Origin of the sequence: Streptomyces sp. CB02923 (genome assembly GCF_001905005.1) — a bacterium.
Lineage (GTDB): Bacteria > Actinomycetota > Actinomycetes > Streptomycetales > Streptomycetaceae > Streptomyces.
This window is the reverse complement of record NZ_LWKZ01000023.1, coordinates 942443-960278: the sequence shown is the minus strand read 5'-3', so window position 1 is coordinate 960278 and position 17836 is coordinate 942443. Positions and strand designations below refer to the sequence as shown.

The following is a 17836-nucleotide window of genomic DNA, read 5'->3' as shown; positions in this document are numbered from 1 at the left end:
CGAGAGGCCCGGGACGCGCGGGCCGGTCAGTCTCCCGCCGCCGCTCCGGCGGCGATGACCTCGCGGTTGACGGCGCGGACGCGGGCCGGGTCGACCTTGAGCTTGCGCCGGTCGTACGTCCAGAAGCCGTTGAGTTCGTTCTCCAGGTCGGAGACCTGCGTGTAGATCGAACCGGACAGCTGCTCGCGCGCCTGGCGCAGGTAGAACTTCCGGGTGTTGTCGACGTACTTCCGGGTCAGCTCCTCCGTGTCGGCCACCCCGCTGTAGATCACGGTGGGGGTACCGGGCCACATGTGGCCGGGAGTGCGCAGGGTGAAGCCGCCGTGTTCGCCGTCCATGGCGGCCCGGCGGTCGTCGGGTGCGGGCGGGTCGACGTTGCTGTAGTCGTGGTGATCGATGACGTCACCCTTGCCCGAGTCGCCCTTGGAGTTGCAGCAGTTGACGCCGCTGTGCGCGTTGACGACGCGTGAGGGGTCCTCGGCCTTGACGGCCTCGGCGAGGCGGCCGGTGGCCTCGCGGTCCCACTCGCCCCAGCCCTCGTTGAAGACGATGTAGCCGCCGACGGCCGGAGAGTTGTGCGTCTGCTTCATCATCTCCCGGCCCTGGTCGGTGAACGCCCGCTGCCCGCGCTCGCCGGTGATGTCGCCGGAGACGAAGTCCTGCCACACCAGCAGTCCGAGCCGGTCCGCGTGGTAGTACCAGCGGGGCGACTCGACCTTGATGTGCTTGCGCACCGCGTTGAAGCCGAGCTGCTTCTGCCCCTCCAGGTCGAAGCGGAGCGCCTCGTCGCTGGGCTGGGTGTGGAGGCCGTCCGGCCAGAAGCCCTGGTCCAGCATGGCGAGGGAGAAGAAGGGCTTGCCGTTCAGCACGAGCTTGGGATGGCCGCCGACCTTCTGTACGCCGATGGAGCGCATCCCGAAGTAGCTCTTGACGACGTCCTTCGGCCCGCCGTCGCGCAGGGTGACTTCGAGGTCGTAGAGGTAGGGGTCGTCGGGCGACCACAGGTGCTGGTTCCGCACCTTCAGGTTCAGGTTCGTGTTGGCCGCTCCGGTGACCCTGCCGACCTCCTTGCCTTCCTTGTTCCGCGCCACGGCCGTGACCTTCGCCCGCGAGGAGGCGTTGCGGGATTCCGCCGTCACCTTGAGGGTGCCGCTGCCGATGTCGGGGGTGCTGACGATCCTGTCGACGGCCGTCCTGGCGACGGGCTCCATCCACACGGTCTGCCAGATACCGGAGGACTGGGTATAGAAGATGCCCCCGGGGCGCGGCGTCTGCTTGCCCTTCGGCTGATCGGCGCCGCCGGTGTCGGTGACGCCGACGATGATCTCCTGCTGGCCGTGCTTCTTCAGCGCGTCGGTGATGTCGGCGCTGAAACCGGTGTAGCCGCCGGTGTGCCGGGCCACCTGTGTGCCGTTGACCCACACCCGCGCCTCGTAGTCGACGGCGCCGAAGTTCAGCTTGAGGCGCTGCGCGTGGCCGACGTGCCAGCTCTTGGGGACGGTGATCAGCCTGCGGTAGAACATGTGGTCCTCGTGCCGCTCGATCCCGGAGAGCTGCGACTCGACGGGGAACGGCACCGTGATCTTTTCGGCCAGCCGCTTGCCGAACGGGGGCTGCTCGTCCTTACCGGCGCCGGCGAACTCCCAACGGCCGTTGAGGTTCTTCCACTTCGCCCGCTTCTCCTGCGGCCGGGGGTACTCGGGCAGCGGGTTGTCCGGGTCGACCTTGTCGCCCCACTCGGTGGTCAGCCGGTGGGTGGAGAGGTTCCCGGCGGAGCGGATGACCATGGGTACGCTCTTGTCTCCGCTGGTCAGCCCGCCCTTGCCGTCGTAGGCGAAGCGCACCCGCTGGCCCTTCTGGACGGGCCCGGCCAGTGTGAGGACCACGGAGCGCGGGTCGCCCTCATCCCTGGCGACCGACGCCACGGGCATGTCCGTGGTGTCGACCTCCAGCATCAGGTGGCTCTTGAGCGCCTCGGTCACACCGACCTCGTCCTCGAACGTCGCCCGCAGCCGACGCCCGTCGGCGCCGACGGAGAGGTCCACCGGGTACGGTTCGAAGCCGTCCGGCGGGGTGAAGGCCGACTCCGGGACCGGCTGCCGCTTGACGTCCGGACTCTGCCAGCTCAGCGCCATGTTGGAGCCGCCGCTGTCCTGGAACATCTCGAACCGGAAGTCGTACTGCCGGCCGGCGGTGAGTTCGACGGGTTCGCTCTTGACCTCGACGTCCCAGTCGGGCAGCCAGTGGTCGATGACCGGCTTACCGTCGATGAAGAACCGGAAGCCGTTGTCGCCCTTGGCGAAGAAGGTGAACTTTCCGCTCCTGGGCGCCTCGATCTTGCCGCTCCACCGCGCCGTGGTGTGCTCGGTGCGCCCTGTGGTGAACCGGAAGACGGAGCTGAGGTCGGGGAAGTCGACGGCCGGTTCCAGCGTCGTCCCGCCGAGCTCGGCGAAGTCGCGGGCACCGGGCTTGGACATCCGGAAGTACTCGCCCTTGAGGCCGTGCCCGGCCTCCCGCGGTGCTGTGGCCGCGGGGTCGGCGCCCTGACCCGCTGCCCGTGCGGGGGGCGCGAGGCTGCTGACGGGCAGCGACGCGGCGAGGGCGAACAGCAGGGCCCAGAGAAGCAGTCGGGGGGACGAGCGGCGGGGTTGTCCCACGCGGTGTCTTCGGCGCGGGACACCTCTGGCCATCAGGCTCAGGCGATGCGAAGAAGGAAACATAGTCAAACAGTTAGGCACAGCGCGCACCGTAAAACAACAGTTCTGCACGGGAATGGCCGGACGACCGGCACTGAAGGGGACGCATGGAGACGGACAGATGGAGACGGACGCAGGAGACGGACGTAGGAGACGCAAGACCGGGAAGCGCGGGCGCGAGACCGGATCACGAATCGGGCACCGCCTTCTTCAGCAGCTCATAGACGGCGAAGTAGTTCTGTCCGCCGTAGCCCCCGGCGACGGCACGTCGGGCGGTCTCCTCCATCAGCCGGGGGTGCTCGGAGCTGACATGCTGTTCCTCGCTGGTGCGGGTGATGTGCTCCAAGGCGGTGAGGTTCATTTCCAGGGTGCCCAGGGCGCCCGGGTAGTCAGCGGTGTCCAGGCTGAGTGCCTGCTCGCCCAGACTTCCGTAGCCCACGACGGTCGGCATGAACCAGCCGAAGGCCAGCTCCGCGAACGTCCGCGCCGAAATTCCCGCCGAGGCGACGAGGGCGGTCGCGTGCAGATATCCGTTGATGGTCGTGTACATCATGTCGAGCAGTGCGGCGTTGTGGAGCACCGCGAGGCCGGCGTCCTCACCGAGGTGACGTGGGTCGCCCAAGCTCGTCAGCGTCCGGTGGTGCCGGTCGAAGACGCTCCGCGACCCGCTGTACAGGAACACCGCGCCAGGGCCGCCCACCAGCGGAGGCGGCACCATGACGGCGCCGTCGAGGTAGTCGATGCCTCGCTCCTCGCACCACCCGACAGCCGCGCGGGCCTCGCTCGGCGTACCGGAGTTCACGTTGACCAGGGCGCGGCCCTCAAGTACCGCGGCGGCCGGCTGGAGGACCTCGTACATGGCCTCGTAGTCCTTGAGGCACACCAGGGTGACCGGGCTCGCGGCAACCGCCTCGGCCACCGTCCGTGCCCGCACGGCGCCCTTGGCCACAAGGCCGTCCGCCTTCTCCGGGGTGCGGTTCCAGACGGTGAGGGAGTGCCCCTTGTCCAGGAAGGCTTCGGCCAGGGCCGTACCCATGGGGCCGAGGCCGATGACGGTAACAGGGTCGGGGCGCACGTCAGTTGCTTGCTGCGTTGTCATGCGTCGCAGGTTAGAGTCTGACATCGGTGTGAGAGTCAAATGCACTGCGGACGATGGGCGGCACATGCGTATCGGGGAACTGTCCCGCCGGACCGGCGTCAGCGTGCGCCTTCTGCGCTACTACGAGGAGCAGGGCCTGCTGCACCCCGTGCGCCGTCCCAGCGGGTACCGCGAGTACCGCGAGAGCGATGTCCGTACGGTCGGCGGCATCCGCATGCTGCTGGCCGCCGGCCTCACCACCCGGACCATCGCGGAACTGCTGCCCTGCATGAACAACGACGGCGGCAAACTGGTGCCCGCCTGCTCCGGCCTGCTTCCCGACCTGCAACGCGAACGGGACCGCATCGACCGAGCGGTGGCCGAACTGCTCTCCGCACGGGATGCCTTGGACACCATCATGACCGGCACGCCGCCCTTTGACGCTGCCGATCCCCAGGCCTGCCACGCCCTCGGGGACCCTGCCTAGCCCGTCGGAGACCCCGCCTGGTTCATCAGAGCCCCCGCCTGGTTCAGCGGACCGACAGGGCGGGGCCACGGCCTCCCGCCCTGTGGCCTCCCTGTCGGCGCGCCGCCATGACCCGTACGCCCCGGCGCGCTTCCACACTCCCCCCGCTCCGAGGGGCGGGCGCTCATCAGGGGACGGGCGGCCGGGTGGGTGCCGGGCAGGCCGGCTCGAACTCCTCGATCAGCCGCAGGGTGTCCCCCAGCCCTCGCACGAGCAGCGAGACGACCGTCTCCCGGTCCAGTTCCTGCCGGGCGATCCATTCGAGGGTGACGCCCTCGACGCTGGAGAGCCAGCCGACCAGCGCCGTACGGGCCAGTGCGGGTATCTCGTCGCGGCCCCAGGCGGCGTGCGCGATGGTGCCGAGCAGCTGCTCGCGGACCTCCGCCCGGATGGCGAGCACCTGCGCGTCGAAACCGACGCCGCCGGTGACGATGGCGCGGTAGGCCGCCTGATGGTGCTGGGCATACCGCAGATAGCCGTCGATCGTGTGCTGGACCCGCTCCATGGGCGGCAGGTCGTGGGTGCTCGCGGCGCGCCGGGCGAGTTCGGCGACGGCGTCCTCGATGATCGCGAGGTAGTAGCCGCGCTTGTTCTTGAAGTAGTAGTAGATCAGGCCCTTCGCGACACCGGCCTGACGGGCGATGTCGTCCATGGACAGGGCGTCATAGGAGGTGTCTGCGAACAGCCGCCTTCCGGTGGCGATCAGTTCGGCACGGCGCGCCTGCGAGCGCTCGGTGGTGCGGGCGACCCGTGGGGCACCGGGTCCGCGCTGTTGACTATTATTCAATTCGAGCCCTAGTCTCCAACTGCCACGGGTTTTCCGCAGTATGGCAGAGGTAACCCACCTGCGGCTTCGTCCCGTGACAGCTCCACCAAGCACTTCCCTCGCGCGCTCGCACGTGTCAACGGCTGCGCCGGCAGCCGGCCCATCGCTGCCCCGGGGAGGAAGCAGTGAGCAAGAACAAGCGGCCGTTGCCGCAGGGACGTACTTCCTGGAAGAAGACCGCGGTGACCGCGATTCCCGCGGTGCTCGCGGTCGGCGCGATGGCCTCGGTGATGGCCGAGGGCGCGCTCGCCGCGTCGTTCGCCGTCTCGGGCACCAACTTCCAGGTCGCGTCGGGCAAGCTGACCAGCCAGGGACTGTCCTCTTACGTGCACACCGACCGCGACGTGAGCGGCCAGGGACACCCCGTCGCCCTGCTCGGCCTGGGCAAGGCCGTACTGAGCGACATCTGCCAGGCGGCCGAGGTCAAGACACCGCTGGGCTCCGTGGTGTTCAAGCTGACCGCGGGCGGCGACGCCGGACAGGTCACCGCCGACAACCTCGTCATCGACGGCGAGGACCTGGTGGGCGACGCGCGGTTCGGTACGGCGCAGATCGGGCGGGACGCCTCCACCCTCGACGAAGTGCCCGGCGTCCAGGGCGAGAAGGGCAAATTCGGACTCCAGGCCGGCAACGTCGAGGTCGCCGGCGTCAGATCGCACGCGTGGTCCGCCACCGGCGGCAACTTCCGCCTCAAGGGACTGCGGCTGGACGTGAGCCTGGACGGCAAGAAGTGCTTCTGAGCACCCGGCGCCCGGCCGCCGGGCTCCCCTGGCCCGAGCGGCGGGCGGCGTTCCGCGGCTGGCGGCGGACCCGGCCGTTCTGGGCCGGGCTGCTGCTGATCCTGGGCGGCGCGGAACTGCTGCTCGTACCGCTGTCGCCGCTGACCGTACTGATCAGCCTCGGCCTGGGCGGGCTGGCCGCGATCGGCATCGGGCTGGCGCTGATCGTGGCCGGGGTGTTCCTGTGGCTGCGCCCGGCCGCGCACCACTACGTGAGCCTGCACGCGCTGATCCTGTCCGTCCTGTCCTTCGCGGCGACCAACCTGGGCGGATTCCTGGTGGGGATGGGGCTGGGCATCGCGGGCAGCGCGATGGGGTTCGGGTGGACGCCGCTGCGGGACGGGGACGGCGGGGACGGGGGCGCCGGGGACGGGAACGTCGAGGACGGGAGCGTCGGGGACGAGGACATCGGGGGCGGGAGCAGCGGCGGCCGGGGCAAGGCACTCGCCGTAGCGCTGCCGATCGTCCTGATCACGGTCATCGGCACGCCCCCGGAGCCCGCCCACGCGGCCGGCATCCCCGCGGCGCCCACCCCGCCGACGGTGACGACGACGCTGTTCGCGCCGAAGGGCTTCCTGCTGGCCGGCGTCACCGAGGTGCCGACGGCCGACGGTCCGGTCAAGGCGATGGTCCTCCGGATGAAGGCGGCCTCGCTCACGGACTACCGGCTCACCACCCGCGACGCCGCCGGCCCGCAACTGCGCCTCGGCGCCCGTAGCCTGGACCTCAGCGGCAACGTGACGCTCTACCTCACCAAGTTCAGCGGCTGTCTGGAAGGGCTGATCTGTCTGACCTTCACCCCCGACACCCTCCCGGTGCCGCCGGTCGTGCCGCCGTTCGTCTTCATGACCGACGTGGACGCCGAACAGGCCCTGGTCACCTCCGACCTGATCGTCGCGGACGGGCTGAGGCTCGATGCCGGGGCCGGGGCCGGGGCCGGAACCAGGGCCGGGGCGGGGGCCGGACCCAAGGCCGGAGCGCGGGCGAGGACGGCATGATCGGCCTGCCGGCCGCGCTGTTCTGGGCGTACGCCACCGGCTCGACGTTCGCGCTCTCCGCCGCCCGGCAGCTGCAGTTCCTCGAACGCCGCGCCGCCGACCGCACCGGGCTGCCCCGGCTGCTCGCCCCGCGCCTCGTCAGCCGCGCCGCGAATCCGTACCTGTGCCTGACGCTCCTGTACGCCGCGGTGCTGCTGGTGCCGACCGGACTGTTCCTGATGTGGCAGAACCCGTCCTGGTCGACGATGCACCTCGCGGACGGCCACCGCGGCGTCTGGGCCGGCTTTCCGCTGCTGTACGCGGGCGGTGTCGTGCTCGCGGCGCTCCTGGGCTTCCTGCTCGCCCAGGCCCTGTGCCTGGTCGGCGCGGGTTACTGGGCGTATCTGAACTGCGTCTGCGGCCACTTCCTGCTCTTCGGCACCCTCGTACACGGCTGGGACGGCCAGGGCTACCGCCGCTTCCTCACCACGGACAGCGCCGCACTGCGCGCCTGGCCCCGGGACAGTGTCGTCAACGACGTCCTGCGTTTCCTGACCTCCGGCACCTTCCTCACGCTCCTGGTCCTCGGCGCCGCCGTGATCGGCACGATGCTGCTGGTCGAGATCGGCTGGCTGGCCGAGGGCTGGCTCCTGCCGGGCGGCGCACAGGACCGGAAGGTCCCGCGCTTCCTCGCCGTGGCCATCGCGGGCGCGGGCCTGTACGGGCTGCCGCTGCTGGGCGCCCTCCTCGCGAGCGCGCTGGTCCGCCTCCTCGGCTTCCCCCTCGGCCTCACGGCCTTCGCCGCCGTGGCGGGCACGCTCCTCCTGCCGCGCCGCTCCCCCGTCCGCCTGCTCTACGCACTGGTGGGCCTCCCGAAAGGACACTGGCGGGCCACGGCGGATCTGCTGCCGGAGAAGCAGACGGCGGCGCATCGCTGACCGTACGGGCGCGCCCTCCGCCCCCGCGCCCGGCCCCGGGCTTTACTGCCCCGCCCCGTACCAGCACCATCGGCGTACGGGACGGGGGCAGGAGTCGCATCGGAGAGGTGACGCGTGGTCAACCCTTGGCTGGCGATGGAGGCGGGAGCCGATCCCGTGGAGCGCACCCGCACGGTGCGCCGCGCTCACGAGGAATTCCTGTCGGGCGGGACGGTGGCGCAACCCGTGCGCCCGGTCGTGGCCGACTCCTGGCGCCGGTCGGCGTCCGCACACGCGACCCTCGACGGGCCGGCGCCGATCGACCTCGACGAGCCGGAACTGCGCGCCTACCGCGACGGGCACCCGCTGGCCCGCGCCATGCCCGTCTTCCGCGATCTCCTGGGCACCATCGCCCACGACGGCGCCCACGTCCTCGCCGTCTGCGACCCGCAGGGCAGGATGCTGTGGGTCGAAGGCCACGCCGGTGTCCGCCTGCACGCGGAGCGCATGAACTTCGTGCCCGGCGCCCGCTGGGACGAACGGCACGCCGGTACGAACGCCCCCGGCACCGCGCTGGCCGCCGACCACGCCGTACAGATCTTCGCCACCGAGCACTACAACAAGCGCGTACAGCAGTGGACCTGCGCGGCCGCGCCCCTGCACGACCTGCGGACGGGCCGCCTGCTGGGAGCCGTGGACATCACCGGCGGCGACCACCTCGCCAGTCCGCACAGCCTGGCCCTCGTCCAGGCCACCGCCCGTGCCGCCGAAGCCCACCTGGCCTCGTACGTTCAGCAGACCGCGCCCGCCGCGCACCTTGCCGTCCTGGCCCGGGACGAAGCCCTCCTCGTCGCGGACGGCCGGACGCGGCGGCTCGGCCGCCGCCACAGCGAGATCGTCCTGCTGCTGGCCCGGCACCCGGAAGGCCTGACAGGCGACCAGCTGGCCGCACTCCTGTACGGCGAACGTGATGTCCGCCCGGTGACCCTCCGCGCGGAAATGTCCCGGCTGCGCCACGTGGTGGGACCGCTGCTCGACTCGCGCCCGTACCGCCTGACCGGAACCGTGGAGACGGACCTGGACACGGTGGAGGCGGAACTGACGGCCGGCGACCTCGCGGCGGCGCTCCGCGGCTACCGCGGCCCCCTCCTCCCCCTCTCCGAAGCCCCCGGCGTACGCCGCCTCCGGGCCCTCCTGGAAGGCCGGCTCCGACGGTCCGTCCTCACCCACCGCGACCCACGGACCCTGCGCCTGTGGGCCGACACCCCCTGGGGCGAACACGATTTGGAGATCTGGGAGGCGTTGGAAGCCGCCGCGCTCCCCGGAGATACCGGACCCACCGCCGCCGCAACCCGGCTCCGCACGGCATACGCGCTCCCCCCGGCTCCGCCGTCCCCCGCCCGATATGACCACTACAACCGGTACGACCATCACAACCAGTACGACCACCACAACCGATACGAGACGCCGTACACCTCAAAGCCCCCTGCACCCCCTGCACCCCCCGCCCGACGCGAGCACCCGCACGGCCGCCCGCCCGCGCCCGCAACCTCCCCGCAACGTCCACGTCCCTAGCCTGCGCACCGGCGCCCCGCCGCGGGAGCGAGGGCGCGACGACCCGACAGCGATGGGGAGCCCTCATGGCCCGTTACGCGAACCCTGGCGCCGCCGACGCGGTGATGTCCTACCGGAGCCGCTACGACCACTGGATCGGCGGCGAGTACGTGCCGCCCGTGAAGGGCCAGTACTTCGAGAACCCCACCCCGATCACCGGACAGCCGTTCACCGAGATCGCCCGCGGCACGGCCGAGGACGTGGAACGCGCCCTGGACGCCGCCCACGCCGCCGCGCCCGCCTGGGGCCGTACCTCCCCCGCCGAACGCGCCCAGGTCCTCAACCGGATCGCCGACCGCATGGAGGACAACCTCCAGTCCCTCGCGGTCGCCGAAACCTGGGAGAACGGCAAGCCCATCCGTGAGTCGATGGCCGCCGACCTCCCTCTCGCCATCGACCACTTCCGCTACTTCGCGGGCGCCATCCGCGCCCAGGAGGGCACCCTCTCCCAGTTGGACGACGACACCGTCGCGTACCACTTCCACGAACCGCTCGGCGTCGTCGCGCAGATCATCCCCTGGAACTTCCCGATCCTCATGGCCGCCTGGAAACTGGCCCCCGCCCTCGCCGCGGGCAACACCGCCGTCCTCAAACCCGCCGAACAGACGCCCGCCTCCATCCACTACTGGATGAGCCTGGTCGCCGACCTGCTGCCGCCCGGCGTCGTCAACATCGTCAACGGCTTCGGAGTGGAGGCCGGCAAGCCCCTCGCCTCCAGCCCGCGCGTCGCGAAGATCTCCTTCACCGGCGAGACCACGACCGGCCGCCTGATCATGCAGTACGCCTCCGAGAACCTGAAGCCGGTCACCCTCGAACTGGGCGGCAAGAGCCCCAACCTCTTCTTCGACGACGTCTCCGCCGCCGACGACGACTTCTACGACAAGGCCCTCGAAGGCTTCACCATGTTCGCCCTCAACCAGGGCGAAGTCTGCACCTGTCCGTCCCGCGCCCTCATCCAGCAGGGTCATTACCAGGGCTTCCTGGCCGCCGGAGTCGCCCGCACCGAACAGATCGTCCAGGGCCACCCGCTGGACACCGACACGATGGTCGGCGCCCAGGCGTCCAACGACCAGCTCGAAAAGATCCTCTCCTACCTCGACATCGGCCAGAAGGAAGGCGCCCGCATCCTCACCGGCGGCACCCGCGCCGAACTCGGCGGCGAACTCGAAGGCGGCTACTACGTCCGCCCCACCGTCTTCGAAGGCACCAACGACATGCGCGTCTTCCAGGAGGAAATCTTCGGCCCGGTCGTCGCCGTCGCCCCCTTCACCGACTTCGACGACGCGATGGCCCTCGCCAACGACACCCTCTACGGCCTCGGCGCCGGCGTCTGGACCCGCGACACCAACACCGCCTACCACGCCGGCCGCACCATCCAGGCAGGCCGCGTCTGGACCAACTGCTACCACGCCTACCCGGCCCACGCGGCCTTCGGCGGCTACAAGCAGTCGGGCATCGGCCGGGAGACGCACAAGATGATGCTGGATCACTACCAGCAGACGAAGAATCTGTTGGTGTCGTACTCGCCGAAGAAGCTCGGGTTCTTCTGAGTGCACAGAAAAAGGCGCCTGACCTGGTCTTTTGCCTGTCAGGCGCCTTCTTCTGCTCACACTCCGGGCGAGGCCCGTTTTGTGTGGTGCCTCCCAGTTCCTCCCATCGCTACACCCCTCCTGACCAGCTCTTCCGGACCAGTCACGGACCAAAACCTTGGTTCACCTCGCGGGAGCGCCTCCTCCGCTGACGCGGTCCCACTCCTGCATGGACTGCTCGTTGAGCCGGTTGGCCTGCTCCCGGACGCCGTCCAGGAACTTGGCGTAGTGGCGGAAGAGCACCTGGATGCTCTGGCCCGCGCGGCGGGCGCATTCGGCCGGGTCCACGCCCGAGTGCAGCCAGAACGAGATTCCGGCGTGCCGCAGGTCGTAGGGCCGCTTGGCCAGGCCGGTGGCGTGCTCCGTCCGGGTCAGCGCCAACTCGCGCGCTCGCGCCCACGTCGTTCCGTAGGCCGCAGCGTCCACGTAATCGCCCGCTCTGCTGGGCAACCGCCGCAAGCAGCCGGGCGACCTGAGCCGGATTGGGGACGGCAGCCGGGTCCACCTCCTCGTCGACCGCCGGGGCGTTCCACCTCAGCCCTTTGAGGGGGTTCTCCGCGAAGAAACCTTTCTCCATTGCCGTGTTGAGGACCTCGTTGAACGCGGCCCTCTTCCGCCGTGCCGTCTTGGCCGCAGCTGCCTTGCCGTCCAGCGTGTGACACAGGGCATCCAGCGCCCTGCGCAGCACGTCGGCTTCAGCCAGTGCGCTGACGGGCAGGGAATGGCGCTTCATCCAGTCGAGGGGCTTGCGCCACTTATCGGCCGGTTCCTGGTCCCACACGTTCTTGTTGAAGGCCCACGAGTACAGGGCACGCCGCAGCACCCTGGGCTCCGGGTAGGCCACGCCAGGCAGCACCAGAGCAGGCGTGATGGTGGCAAAGGCGTCAGCCAGGGTGCGGCGGGTGTTTCCCGGTGTGCGGTTCCATCGCTGGTCGAGGTATTCGTGGGCGAGGTCGTACCACGTTGTCCGCTGCTTGATGGCGCGCAGCTCGGACGCCGGCAAGCCCGTGTGCTCGTCGAAAGGTTCGCCGTCGCGCGCGGCTGTCACCAGCTTCGAGCGTCGGCTGTCGGCGAGCCCGGAGGTCATGAAAGACTCGGACTTCTCGCGTCCATTGACCGTCCACCGGACCATGTACGGCTTGCGCCGATCGGTACGCTCGCGTATGTCCCAGACGCGGACGTTGTAACTCATCGCCAAGCGTCAGAATCCCTTTCGCACGCCGCCCACCAGGTATCCAGATCGGCGCGACGACACCGAAGTTCCCCATTCGGCAGCTTGATCATGTGGGGCGCCTGCCCGCGCGCACGCAGGCGGTAGAACGCCGACGGGCTCATGCGGATTTCCGCCAGAACCTCGGCGAGTTTGAACGCAGGGGGGCGAGCCACGAATACTTCCTTCGTTCTGAGATACATCGATGAGGCGCCGGCGCGATGCATGGCGAGCCAAACAATTGCGCGTAAGCCGACATGTCCCACCGGGCGTCCGGCGAGACGTATCGCGACTGGCGCTGCAACGCAGCATCGGTAGCCGCATCCGCACGCTCCACCGCCAAGTACAGCGATACGGACTTCAATGATGTGAAGGATCCCCGGTTTGGCTAACCGGTGGTCGTCGGCTATGTTCCGCCCGTTCCGTCCTCGGCGACGCCTACCTGCCACCAGCGGTGACAGCCGTTAGCTGCTCCCGTGCCCGAGTCCACCTGCTCCCCGACCAGTCGACCTGCCTCGCAGGAGCGTTCAAGCCTCGCGACCAACGACTGGACGGACCGCGCTGCACAAAGACGCCTCCGACGAGACCAACAGCAGACGCCCAGACGGGTAGCGCACGAAAGACCACCGCAGTCCGGTTGCGTCTGAGCGAACACAAAGAGACTGAGGCGGTTGCCCGAGCAGATCGGAAAGTACGCAGAGGCAGAAGAACTCCTCATCGGTTACCCAGCGATCCGCTTAACAGCATTGCGGGCCAGGGGTGTCATACGTTGACATAGCCCCGGACAGGGTTCCACTCTTTTCGAAGTCTTTATCGTCTGCCGTGGGCGAATGCGTGACGGAGAAGCCGCAGCAAACGAAGGTCGCGGATCGCCCGTTGCCACTTCGCATTACCTGGCTGTCGCCCACCAACGGGACTTGCCCACGTCCGCCGCGCAGCTGCGGGCGTGGGCTGCTCATTCCCAGCCAGCTCCGGGCGGCGGCACCACGACGGGCCCGAACGAGCAGTTCATCCGCGGGTTGGGGACTTGTCGCGACGGGAAAGGCGGTCGTCGGCGGCCAGGGCTCCGTAGTGCCGGGCGGCCCGACACCTCGGCCACCACCGCCACCCATAGGTCGGCCTGCGCGGTCCGCCGGACGATGTCCAGCGCAGCAGACGCAGCGCAGCCTCCCATCCCGCTGCCCGGGGCCGACGAGCACCGACGAACACTGCTGACGCCGCGTCGGTGCCGCCCTGCCCTGTCCCAGCCCAGCGGCCACCGGAAACCGGCCACACGCTCAGCAACTGCAAGAACGGCTATGCGGGGCTTCCAAGGTCACTGCGCTGGACCAGGGAGTTAGGGCGCGTATTGAGTTGTGATCAATGAGTGGTCCGGGTGAGGGTCTTTGATCCAGATCATCCAGGCGCGCAGGTGTATGGCGAGGCAGCTGTCTGGGGTCCTATCGGATGGTGATGCCTCGCCACGCCCTGAGTTTATCGATCAGGCCCTCGACGGTGTTCCTCTCCTGGTAGAGGTCAGCATCGTGGTTCGGCGCTCGCCGCGCACATGCAACCAGTCGATCGACGCTTGGGTCGGATCAGTTGTGCGTCGTGGCCGGTGGGCCGGCGATGGCGGTGAGCCGGAGCTTGGTCTCGTCCTCACTGCCGGGCACGGCGGTCATGATGACGATCTTGAGCTCGGAGTCGCCGTCAGTCAGGACGTCGCAGTCCACCGTGACCATGCCCACCGACGGGTGGTCGATGGTCTTGTGGTCCTCGCGGTGCGCGGCCACCTCTCCGGTCGCCCATAGCTCGGCGAACCTTCTGTTGCCCGCGTTCAGATCGCGGATCAGCGCGGCCAGGCGGCTGTCCTGGGGGAAGCGGCCGGTGGCGCGTCGCAGGTCGGAGACGACGGCGGCGTCGGTGGCGTCGCGGTCCGCCTCGGTCACCGGCCACAGCGCGAGGTGGGCGGGGCCGGCGTGCACCGGGAACCTGTCGCGGGCGAAGTTGCGCAGCCGTGGCGGCGAGGCGGAGGGGTCACCCAGCAGCGCGGCCCACCCACGATTCCACCACACCAGTTGCCAGTCCGCCGCGAACACGGCGACTGCCACGTCCCCGAGGCGGGCGAGCACCCGCTGGACGCCGGGCGGGAGATGGTCAGAGATCGCGCCGTCCACCGGCGGTACGAGCTGGGCCAGCCGGTACAGGTGGTCCCGCTCGGCGATGGACAGTTGCAGGGCGCGCGCCAGGGACGCCACCACCGCCGCTGAGGGTGTCGTGGCCCGCCCCTGTTCCAGGCGCACGATGTAGTCGACCGATACTCTGGCCAGGTCAGCCAATTCCTCGCGCCGCAGCCCGGCCGCCCGGCGCCCGCGGACCACCGGCAGCCCGGCGGCCGACGGAGGCAGCCGATCCCGCCACGTGCGGATCATCACGCTCAGTCCGGTACCGGGTGTCGTCGACATGGCCTCCATCCTCCTGCATCCCCGGACGTGCATGGGCACGCGAGGGTGGTACTTGTCTTCCTACCGTCGAAGCGTCCCTGGTCCGACTCCTTCGTCGGGATCAGGATCGAACGCATGACCATCACCTTCATCACCGGAGCCAACAAGGGTCTCGGCCGCGAGACCGCCCGCCGCCTGATCGAGTGTGGCCACGCTGTGCTCGTCGGAGCCCGCAACCGCGAGCAGGGCGAGGAGGCTGCCGCTGCGCTCGGCGCACGCTACGTCCCCATCGACGTGACCGACGATGCGTCCGTGGCCGCCGCGGCCGCGGATGTCGCCGAACACGAGGGCAGGATCGACGTCCTGATCAACAATGCTGGTGTGCACGGCCCCGTCGGCGATCCCAGCGACCTCACCGCCGCCGACGCCCGCGCCGTCCTCGACGTCAACGTCATCGGGGTCGTCCGCACCACGACTGCGTTCTTGCCGTTGCTGCGCCGCTCGGACGACCCTGTGATCGTCAACGTCAGCAGCGGTATGGGCTCCCTCGCCCTCACCCACGATCCCAGCCGGCCCGAGTCGCACGTCGTCGCGCCGCTGTACACCTCCTCGAAGGCGGCACTGACGATGTTGACCACGCAGTACGCCAAGGGACTCAAAGGCATCCGCGTCAACGCCGCCGACCCCGGCTACACCGCGACCGACCTCAACGGTCACAGCGGCCCCCAAACCGTCACCGAGGGCACGGACGCGATCGTCGCCCTCGCAACCGAGGCGTCCAGTGCCGGCACCGGACGCTTCGTCTCCCGCCACGGCGAGATCGCCTGGTCCTGAATCCGGCCGTGCCGGATCAGCCACTCCAGGCGACAAGGACATCACGTAGTCGTCGCAGTATTCGGGCAGCTCCAGGGCGCAGATCGGATCGTGATCAATCTGCGGGATTCGCCCTCGCGGCGGGCCCGAACCGGTAGATCTTCTTGCGTGACTCAAGTACAACTGAAGGACGTCGAATGGGAGTTCATCGAGCCGTACCTGCCGATCGGCGAGTACGGCCCCTACCCCGAACGGCTGCGGCAGCAGTTCGAAAGCGTGATTTGGCGGTTCAAGACCGGCGGCCAGTGGCGGGAGATGCCGACACGGTTCGGCGCTTGGCCGACCGGTCATCCACGATCAGGCTGAAGTCCTCGGCGGAGAACTGGTCCATGACGAGCGTGGGCCGGCCGGGGCCGAGCTGCCACTCGCGCAGCCTCAGGGCTTCGGCGGTGGTGGACAATCCGGGGCCAGCGGATGCCACAGTCACGAGCAATCACCTCTCTGACCTGGGGTTTCCTGCAAGGTCGTCTACGTTGACATGCCCCTCGCCCGCTGGCCAGTCTTTCGTGAATTTTCCCCGTCTGCCCCCGGCGAACTGCTGTTGATAGACAGCGAGGTCAGCCGTCCGCCGCGCGACAACTCACTCGATGGACAGGTCCGGCAGGAGGAAGCCGAACCATGGTCGAGGCTGGCGTGTCAGCGAAGCTGATGGTGCCGTCGCCTTCCACAAGAGCGCTATAGGCGGGAAAAGAGAATTGTCTCTGCGGAGATCACAGCCCCGCCGAGGTCCCTGCGCGGCCAGAGGGCATCCGGCCGCTGGCAATTCAGTCCGATGTCGGTGGCACCTTCGGTGCCCGGAGCAGGCATCCGACGGCTGCGGCGAGCACGATGACGCCGACGGCGACGAGCGAGGCGGACAGGCCGTCCATGAAGGCGGACTTGACGCCGTTCCCCAGGGCCGCGCCCCTCGCGCCGAGCTGGTCGGCGACGTGCAGGCCCGCTGCGGCGGAGCCGCGTGCGGCCTCGGCGGCTTCGGCGGGGAGCCGGTCGAGGGAGGCGGGCAGGTTCGATCGGTAGTGGCTGCCGTAGATCGAGCCCATGACGGCGATGCCGACGGCCGAGCCGACCTCGCGGGTGGTGTCGTTCATGGCGGAGGCGACTCCCTGCTGGCCGCGGCCGAGTGAGCCGGTGATGGCGGAGGTGCCCACGGCTCCGGACAGACCGATGCCGAAGCCCGCCAGGACGAGTCCGCCGAGGAAGGGCAGGTAGCCGGAGTCGACGTCGAGCTGGGAGATGACGAACAGGCCGGCGCTCAGCAGGAGCAGGCCGGCGGTCATGGTGGCCTTCATCCCGATCCGTCGCACCAGGTGGGGGGTGGCCTGGGAGGTGGGCAGGACGACGACGGCGACGGGGACGAGGGCGGCGGCGGCCTTGAGCGGGCTGTAGCCGAGGATGAGTTGCAGGTACTGCAGGCCGACGAAGAAGAACCCGAAGACGGCCATGAACTGCACGAGGACGGTGACCGCGCCGGCCCGGAAGCCTTGGATGCCGAACAGGGCGGGGTCGAGCAGGGGGTGCTCACGCCGCAGGCCGAGCCAGGCGTACGCGGTGAAGGCCAGTACGGTGACTATGAGGGCGGCGATCACGACGGGCTCCGTCCAGCCCCGCTCGTTGCCTTCGATGATGGCGAAGACCAGGGCGCCGATACCGACGGCCGTGGAGACGGCCCCGGACACATCGGGCGGGGAGGGGTGCTCGTCCTTGGTGTCCGGCGCCAGGAGCAGGGCGGTGACGGCGGCCACGAGTGCGGCCGCGGCGCTGGTGATGAAGATCGACCGCCAGGAGAACCACTCCAGCAGGGCCCCCGCGGCGAGCATGCCGATGATGGCTCCGGCGGCGGCGAATCCGGACCAGGTGGCCACGCCCTTGGCCCGCTGCTCGGGAGGGAAGGCGGCGGTGATCGTGGACAGGGTGCCCGGCATGATCATCGCGGCTCCCAGGCCCATGACGGCTCGCCAGGCGATGAGCGCGGTGGTCGAGTCGGTGAAGGACGCGGCCAGGGAGGCGGCGCCGAAGACGATGGTGCCCGCGATGAGGACGTTACGGCGTCCGATGCGGTCGCCGATGGCGCCGAGGGGCAGGACGAGAGCGGCCAGGGCGACGGTGTATCCGTCGGCGATCCAGGTCAGGGCGCTGTTGGTCGCGGACAGATCGATGGCGAGGTCGGGCAGTGCGAGGTTGAGCGCGGAGACGGAGGCGACCACGAGGATCAGGGACAGGCACATGGCGAAGAGCACGCCGTTGTGGCCGGCCCGGCCGGTCGCGGCGGCGTCCTGCCGCCGGTCCTCGGTCCGATCGTCGGACTCGCGGTGGGGGCTGGTGGACATG

Annotated in this window: 13 protein-coding genes and 4 pseudogenes; 8 read left to right on the top strand and 9 right to left on the bottom strand. The window is 69.6% G+C overall.

The features are described 5' to 3' along the window. Window positions 1-29 precede the first annotated feature (29 nt). Both A6A06_RS22365 and A6A06_RS22360 read right to left on the bottom strand, forming a co-directional pair. A pseudogene (locus A6A06_RS22365) lies at window positions 30-2690 on the bottom strand (PA14 domain-containing protein); the annotation flags it as partial. Window positions 2691-2883: 193 nt separating this feature from the next. After that, a complete protein-coding gene (locus A6A06_RS22360) occupies window positions 2884-3795 on the bottom strand; it encodes an NAD(P)-dependent oxidoreductase (RefSeq protein WP_073763031.1) in 912 nt (303 codons plus the stop codon). Between the two features lie 64 nt (window positions 3796-3859). On the opposite strand from A6A06_RS22360, the gene A6A06_RS22355 reads away from it, so the two are divergent. Next, entirely contained in the window at window positions 3860-4261 is a 402-nt protein-coding gene (locus A6A06_RS22355; protein ID WP_073763030.1) for a MerR family transcriptional regulator, read from the top strand. 166 nt (window positions 4262-4427) lie between these two features. Here the strand turns inward: A6A06_RS22355 and A6A06_RS22350 are convergent, their stop codons facing one another. After that, window positions 4428-5087 carry a TetR/AcrR family transcriptional regulator gene (locus A6A06_RS22350; RefSeq protein ID WP_073763029.1) on the bottom strand — a complete coding sequence of 220 codons (660 nt, stop codon included), beginning with the start codon at window positions 5085-5087 and terminating at the stop codon, window positions 4428-4430. 164 nt (window positions 5088-5251) lie between these two features. Here A6A06_RS22350 and A6A06_RS22345 point away from each other — a divergent pair, with 164 nt between their 5' ends. From A6A06_RS22345 to adh, 5 genes are all read left to right on the top strand, one after another. Beyond that, a complete protein-coding gene (locus A6A06_RS22345; RefSeq protein ID WP_199931067.1) occupies window positions 5252-5866 on the top strand; it encodes a DUF6230 family protein in 615 nt (204 codons plus the stop codon). Further along, window positions 5857-6903, top strand: coding sequence for a DUF6114 domain-containing protein (locus A6A06_RS22340; RefSeq protein ID WP_073763027.1), 1047 nt, complete (start codon window positions 5857-5859; stop codon window positions 6901-6903). Before A6A06_RS22345 ends, A6A06_RS22340 begins: the two co-directional genes overlap by 10 nt. Then, the gene (locus A6A06_RS22335; RefSeq protein ID WP_073763026.1) at window positions 6900-7820 is read left to right on the top strand and encodes a hypothetical protein; all 921 of its coding nucleotides are present in this window, start codon (window positions 6900-6902) and stop codon (window positions 7818-7820) included. Before A6A06_RS22340 ends, A6A06_RS22335 begins: the two co-directional genes overlap by 4 nt. A gap of 114 nt (window positions 7821-7934) precedes the next feature. After that, complete coding sequence (locus A6A06_RS22330; RefSeq protein ID WP_079194221.1) at window positions 7935-9374, top strand: GAF domain-containing protein; 1440 nt, start codon at window positions 7935-7937, stop codon at window positions 9372-9374. Window positions 9375-9439: 65 nt separating this feature from the next. Then, window positions 9440-10963, top strand: coding sequence for an aldehyde dehydrogenase (gene adh / locus A6A06_RS22325; protein ID WP_073763025.1), 1524 nt, complete (start codon window positions 9440-9442; stop codon window positions 10961-10963). 162 nt (window positions 10964-11125) lie between these two features. Here adh and A6A06_RS43555 read toward each other — a convergent pair whose 3' ends face one another. From A6A06_RS43555 to A6A06_RS22305, 4 genes and pseudogenes are all read right to left on the bottom strand, one after another. Next, a complete protein-coding gene (locus A6A06_RS43555) occupies window positions 11126-11428 on the bottom strand; it encodes a hypothetical protein (RefSeq protein WP_274535886.1) in 303 nt (100 codons plus the stop codon). Window positions 11429-12190: 762 nt separating this feature from the next. Next, the gene (locus A6A06_RS42930) at window positions 12191-12388 is read right to left on the bottom strand and encodes a helix-turn-helix transcriptional regulator (protein WP_073763024.1); all 198 of its coding nucleotides are present in this window, start codon (window positions 12386-12388) and stop codon (window positions 12191-12193) included. A gap of 1160 nt (window positions 12389-13548) precedes the next feature. Continuing rightward, window positions 13549-13750: pseudogene (locus A6A06_RS41945) on the bottom strand (hypothetical protein); the annotation flags it as partial. Window positions 13751-13789: 39 nt separating this feature from the next. After that, complete coding sequence (locus tag A6A06_RS22305; protein ID WP_073763023.1) at window positions 13790-14665, bottom strand: helix-turn-helix transcriptional regulator; 876 nt, start codon at window positions 14663-14665, stop codon at window positions 13790-13792. 105 nt (window positions 14666-14770) lie between these two features. Between A6A06_RS22305 and A6A06_RS22300 the strand changes: the two genes are divergently transcribed. Further along, entirely contained in the window at window positions 14771-15469 is a 699-nt protein-coding gene (locus A6A06_RS22300) for an SDR family NAD(P)-dependent oxidoreductase (RefSeq protein WP_073763022.1), read from the top strand. A 147-nt stretch (window positions 15470-15616) separates the two neighbouring features. Beyond that, window positions 15617-15805: pseudogene (locus A6A06_RS41940) on the top strand (transposase); the annotation flags it as partial. On the opposite strand, the pseudogene A6A06_RS43975 reads toward A6A06_RS41940, so the two are convergent. Both A6A06_RS43975 and A6A06_RS22285 read right to left on the bottom strand, forming a co-directional pair. Further along, window positions 15789-15935 (bottom strand): annotated as a pseudogene (locus A6A06_RS43975) (DUF317 domain-containing protein); the annotation flags it as partial. The pseudogenes A6A06_RS41940 and A6A06_RS43975 overlap by 17 nt on opposite strands. A 337-nt stretch (window positions 15936-16272) precedes the next feature. Continuing rightward, entirely contained in the window at window positions 16273-17835 is a 1563-nt protein-coding gene (locus A6A06_RS22285; RefSeq protein ID WP_073763020.1) for an MFS transporter, read from the bottom strand. Window position 17836: the final 1 nt, after the last annotated feature.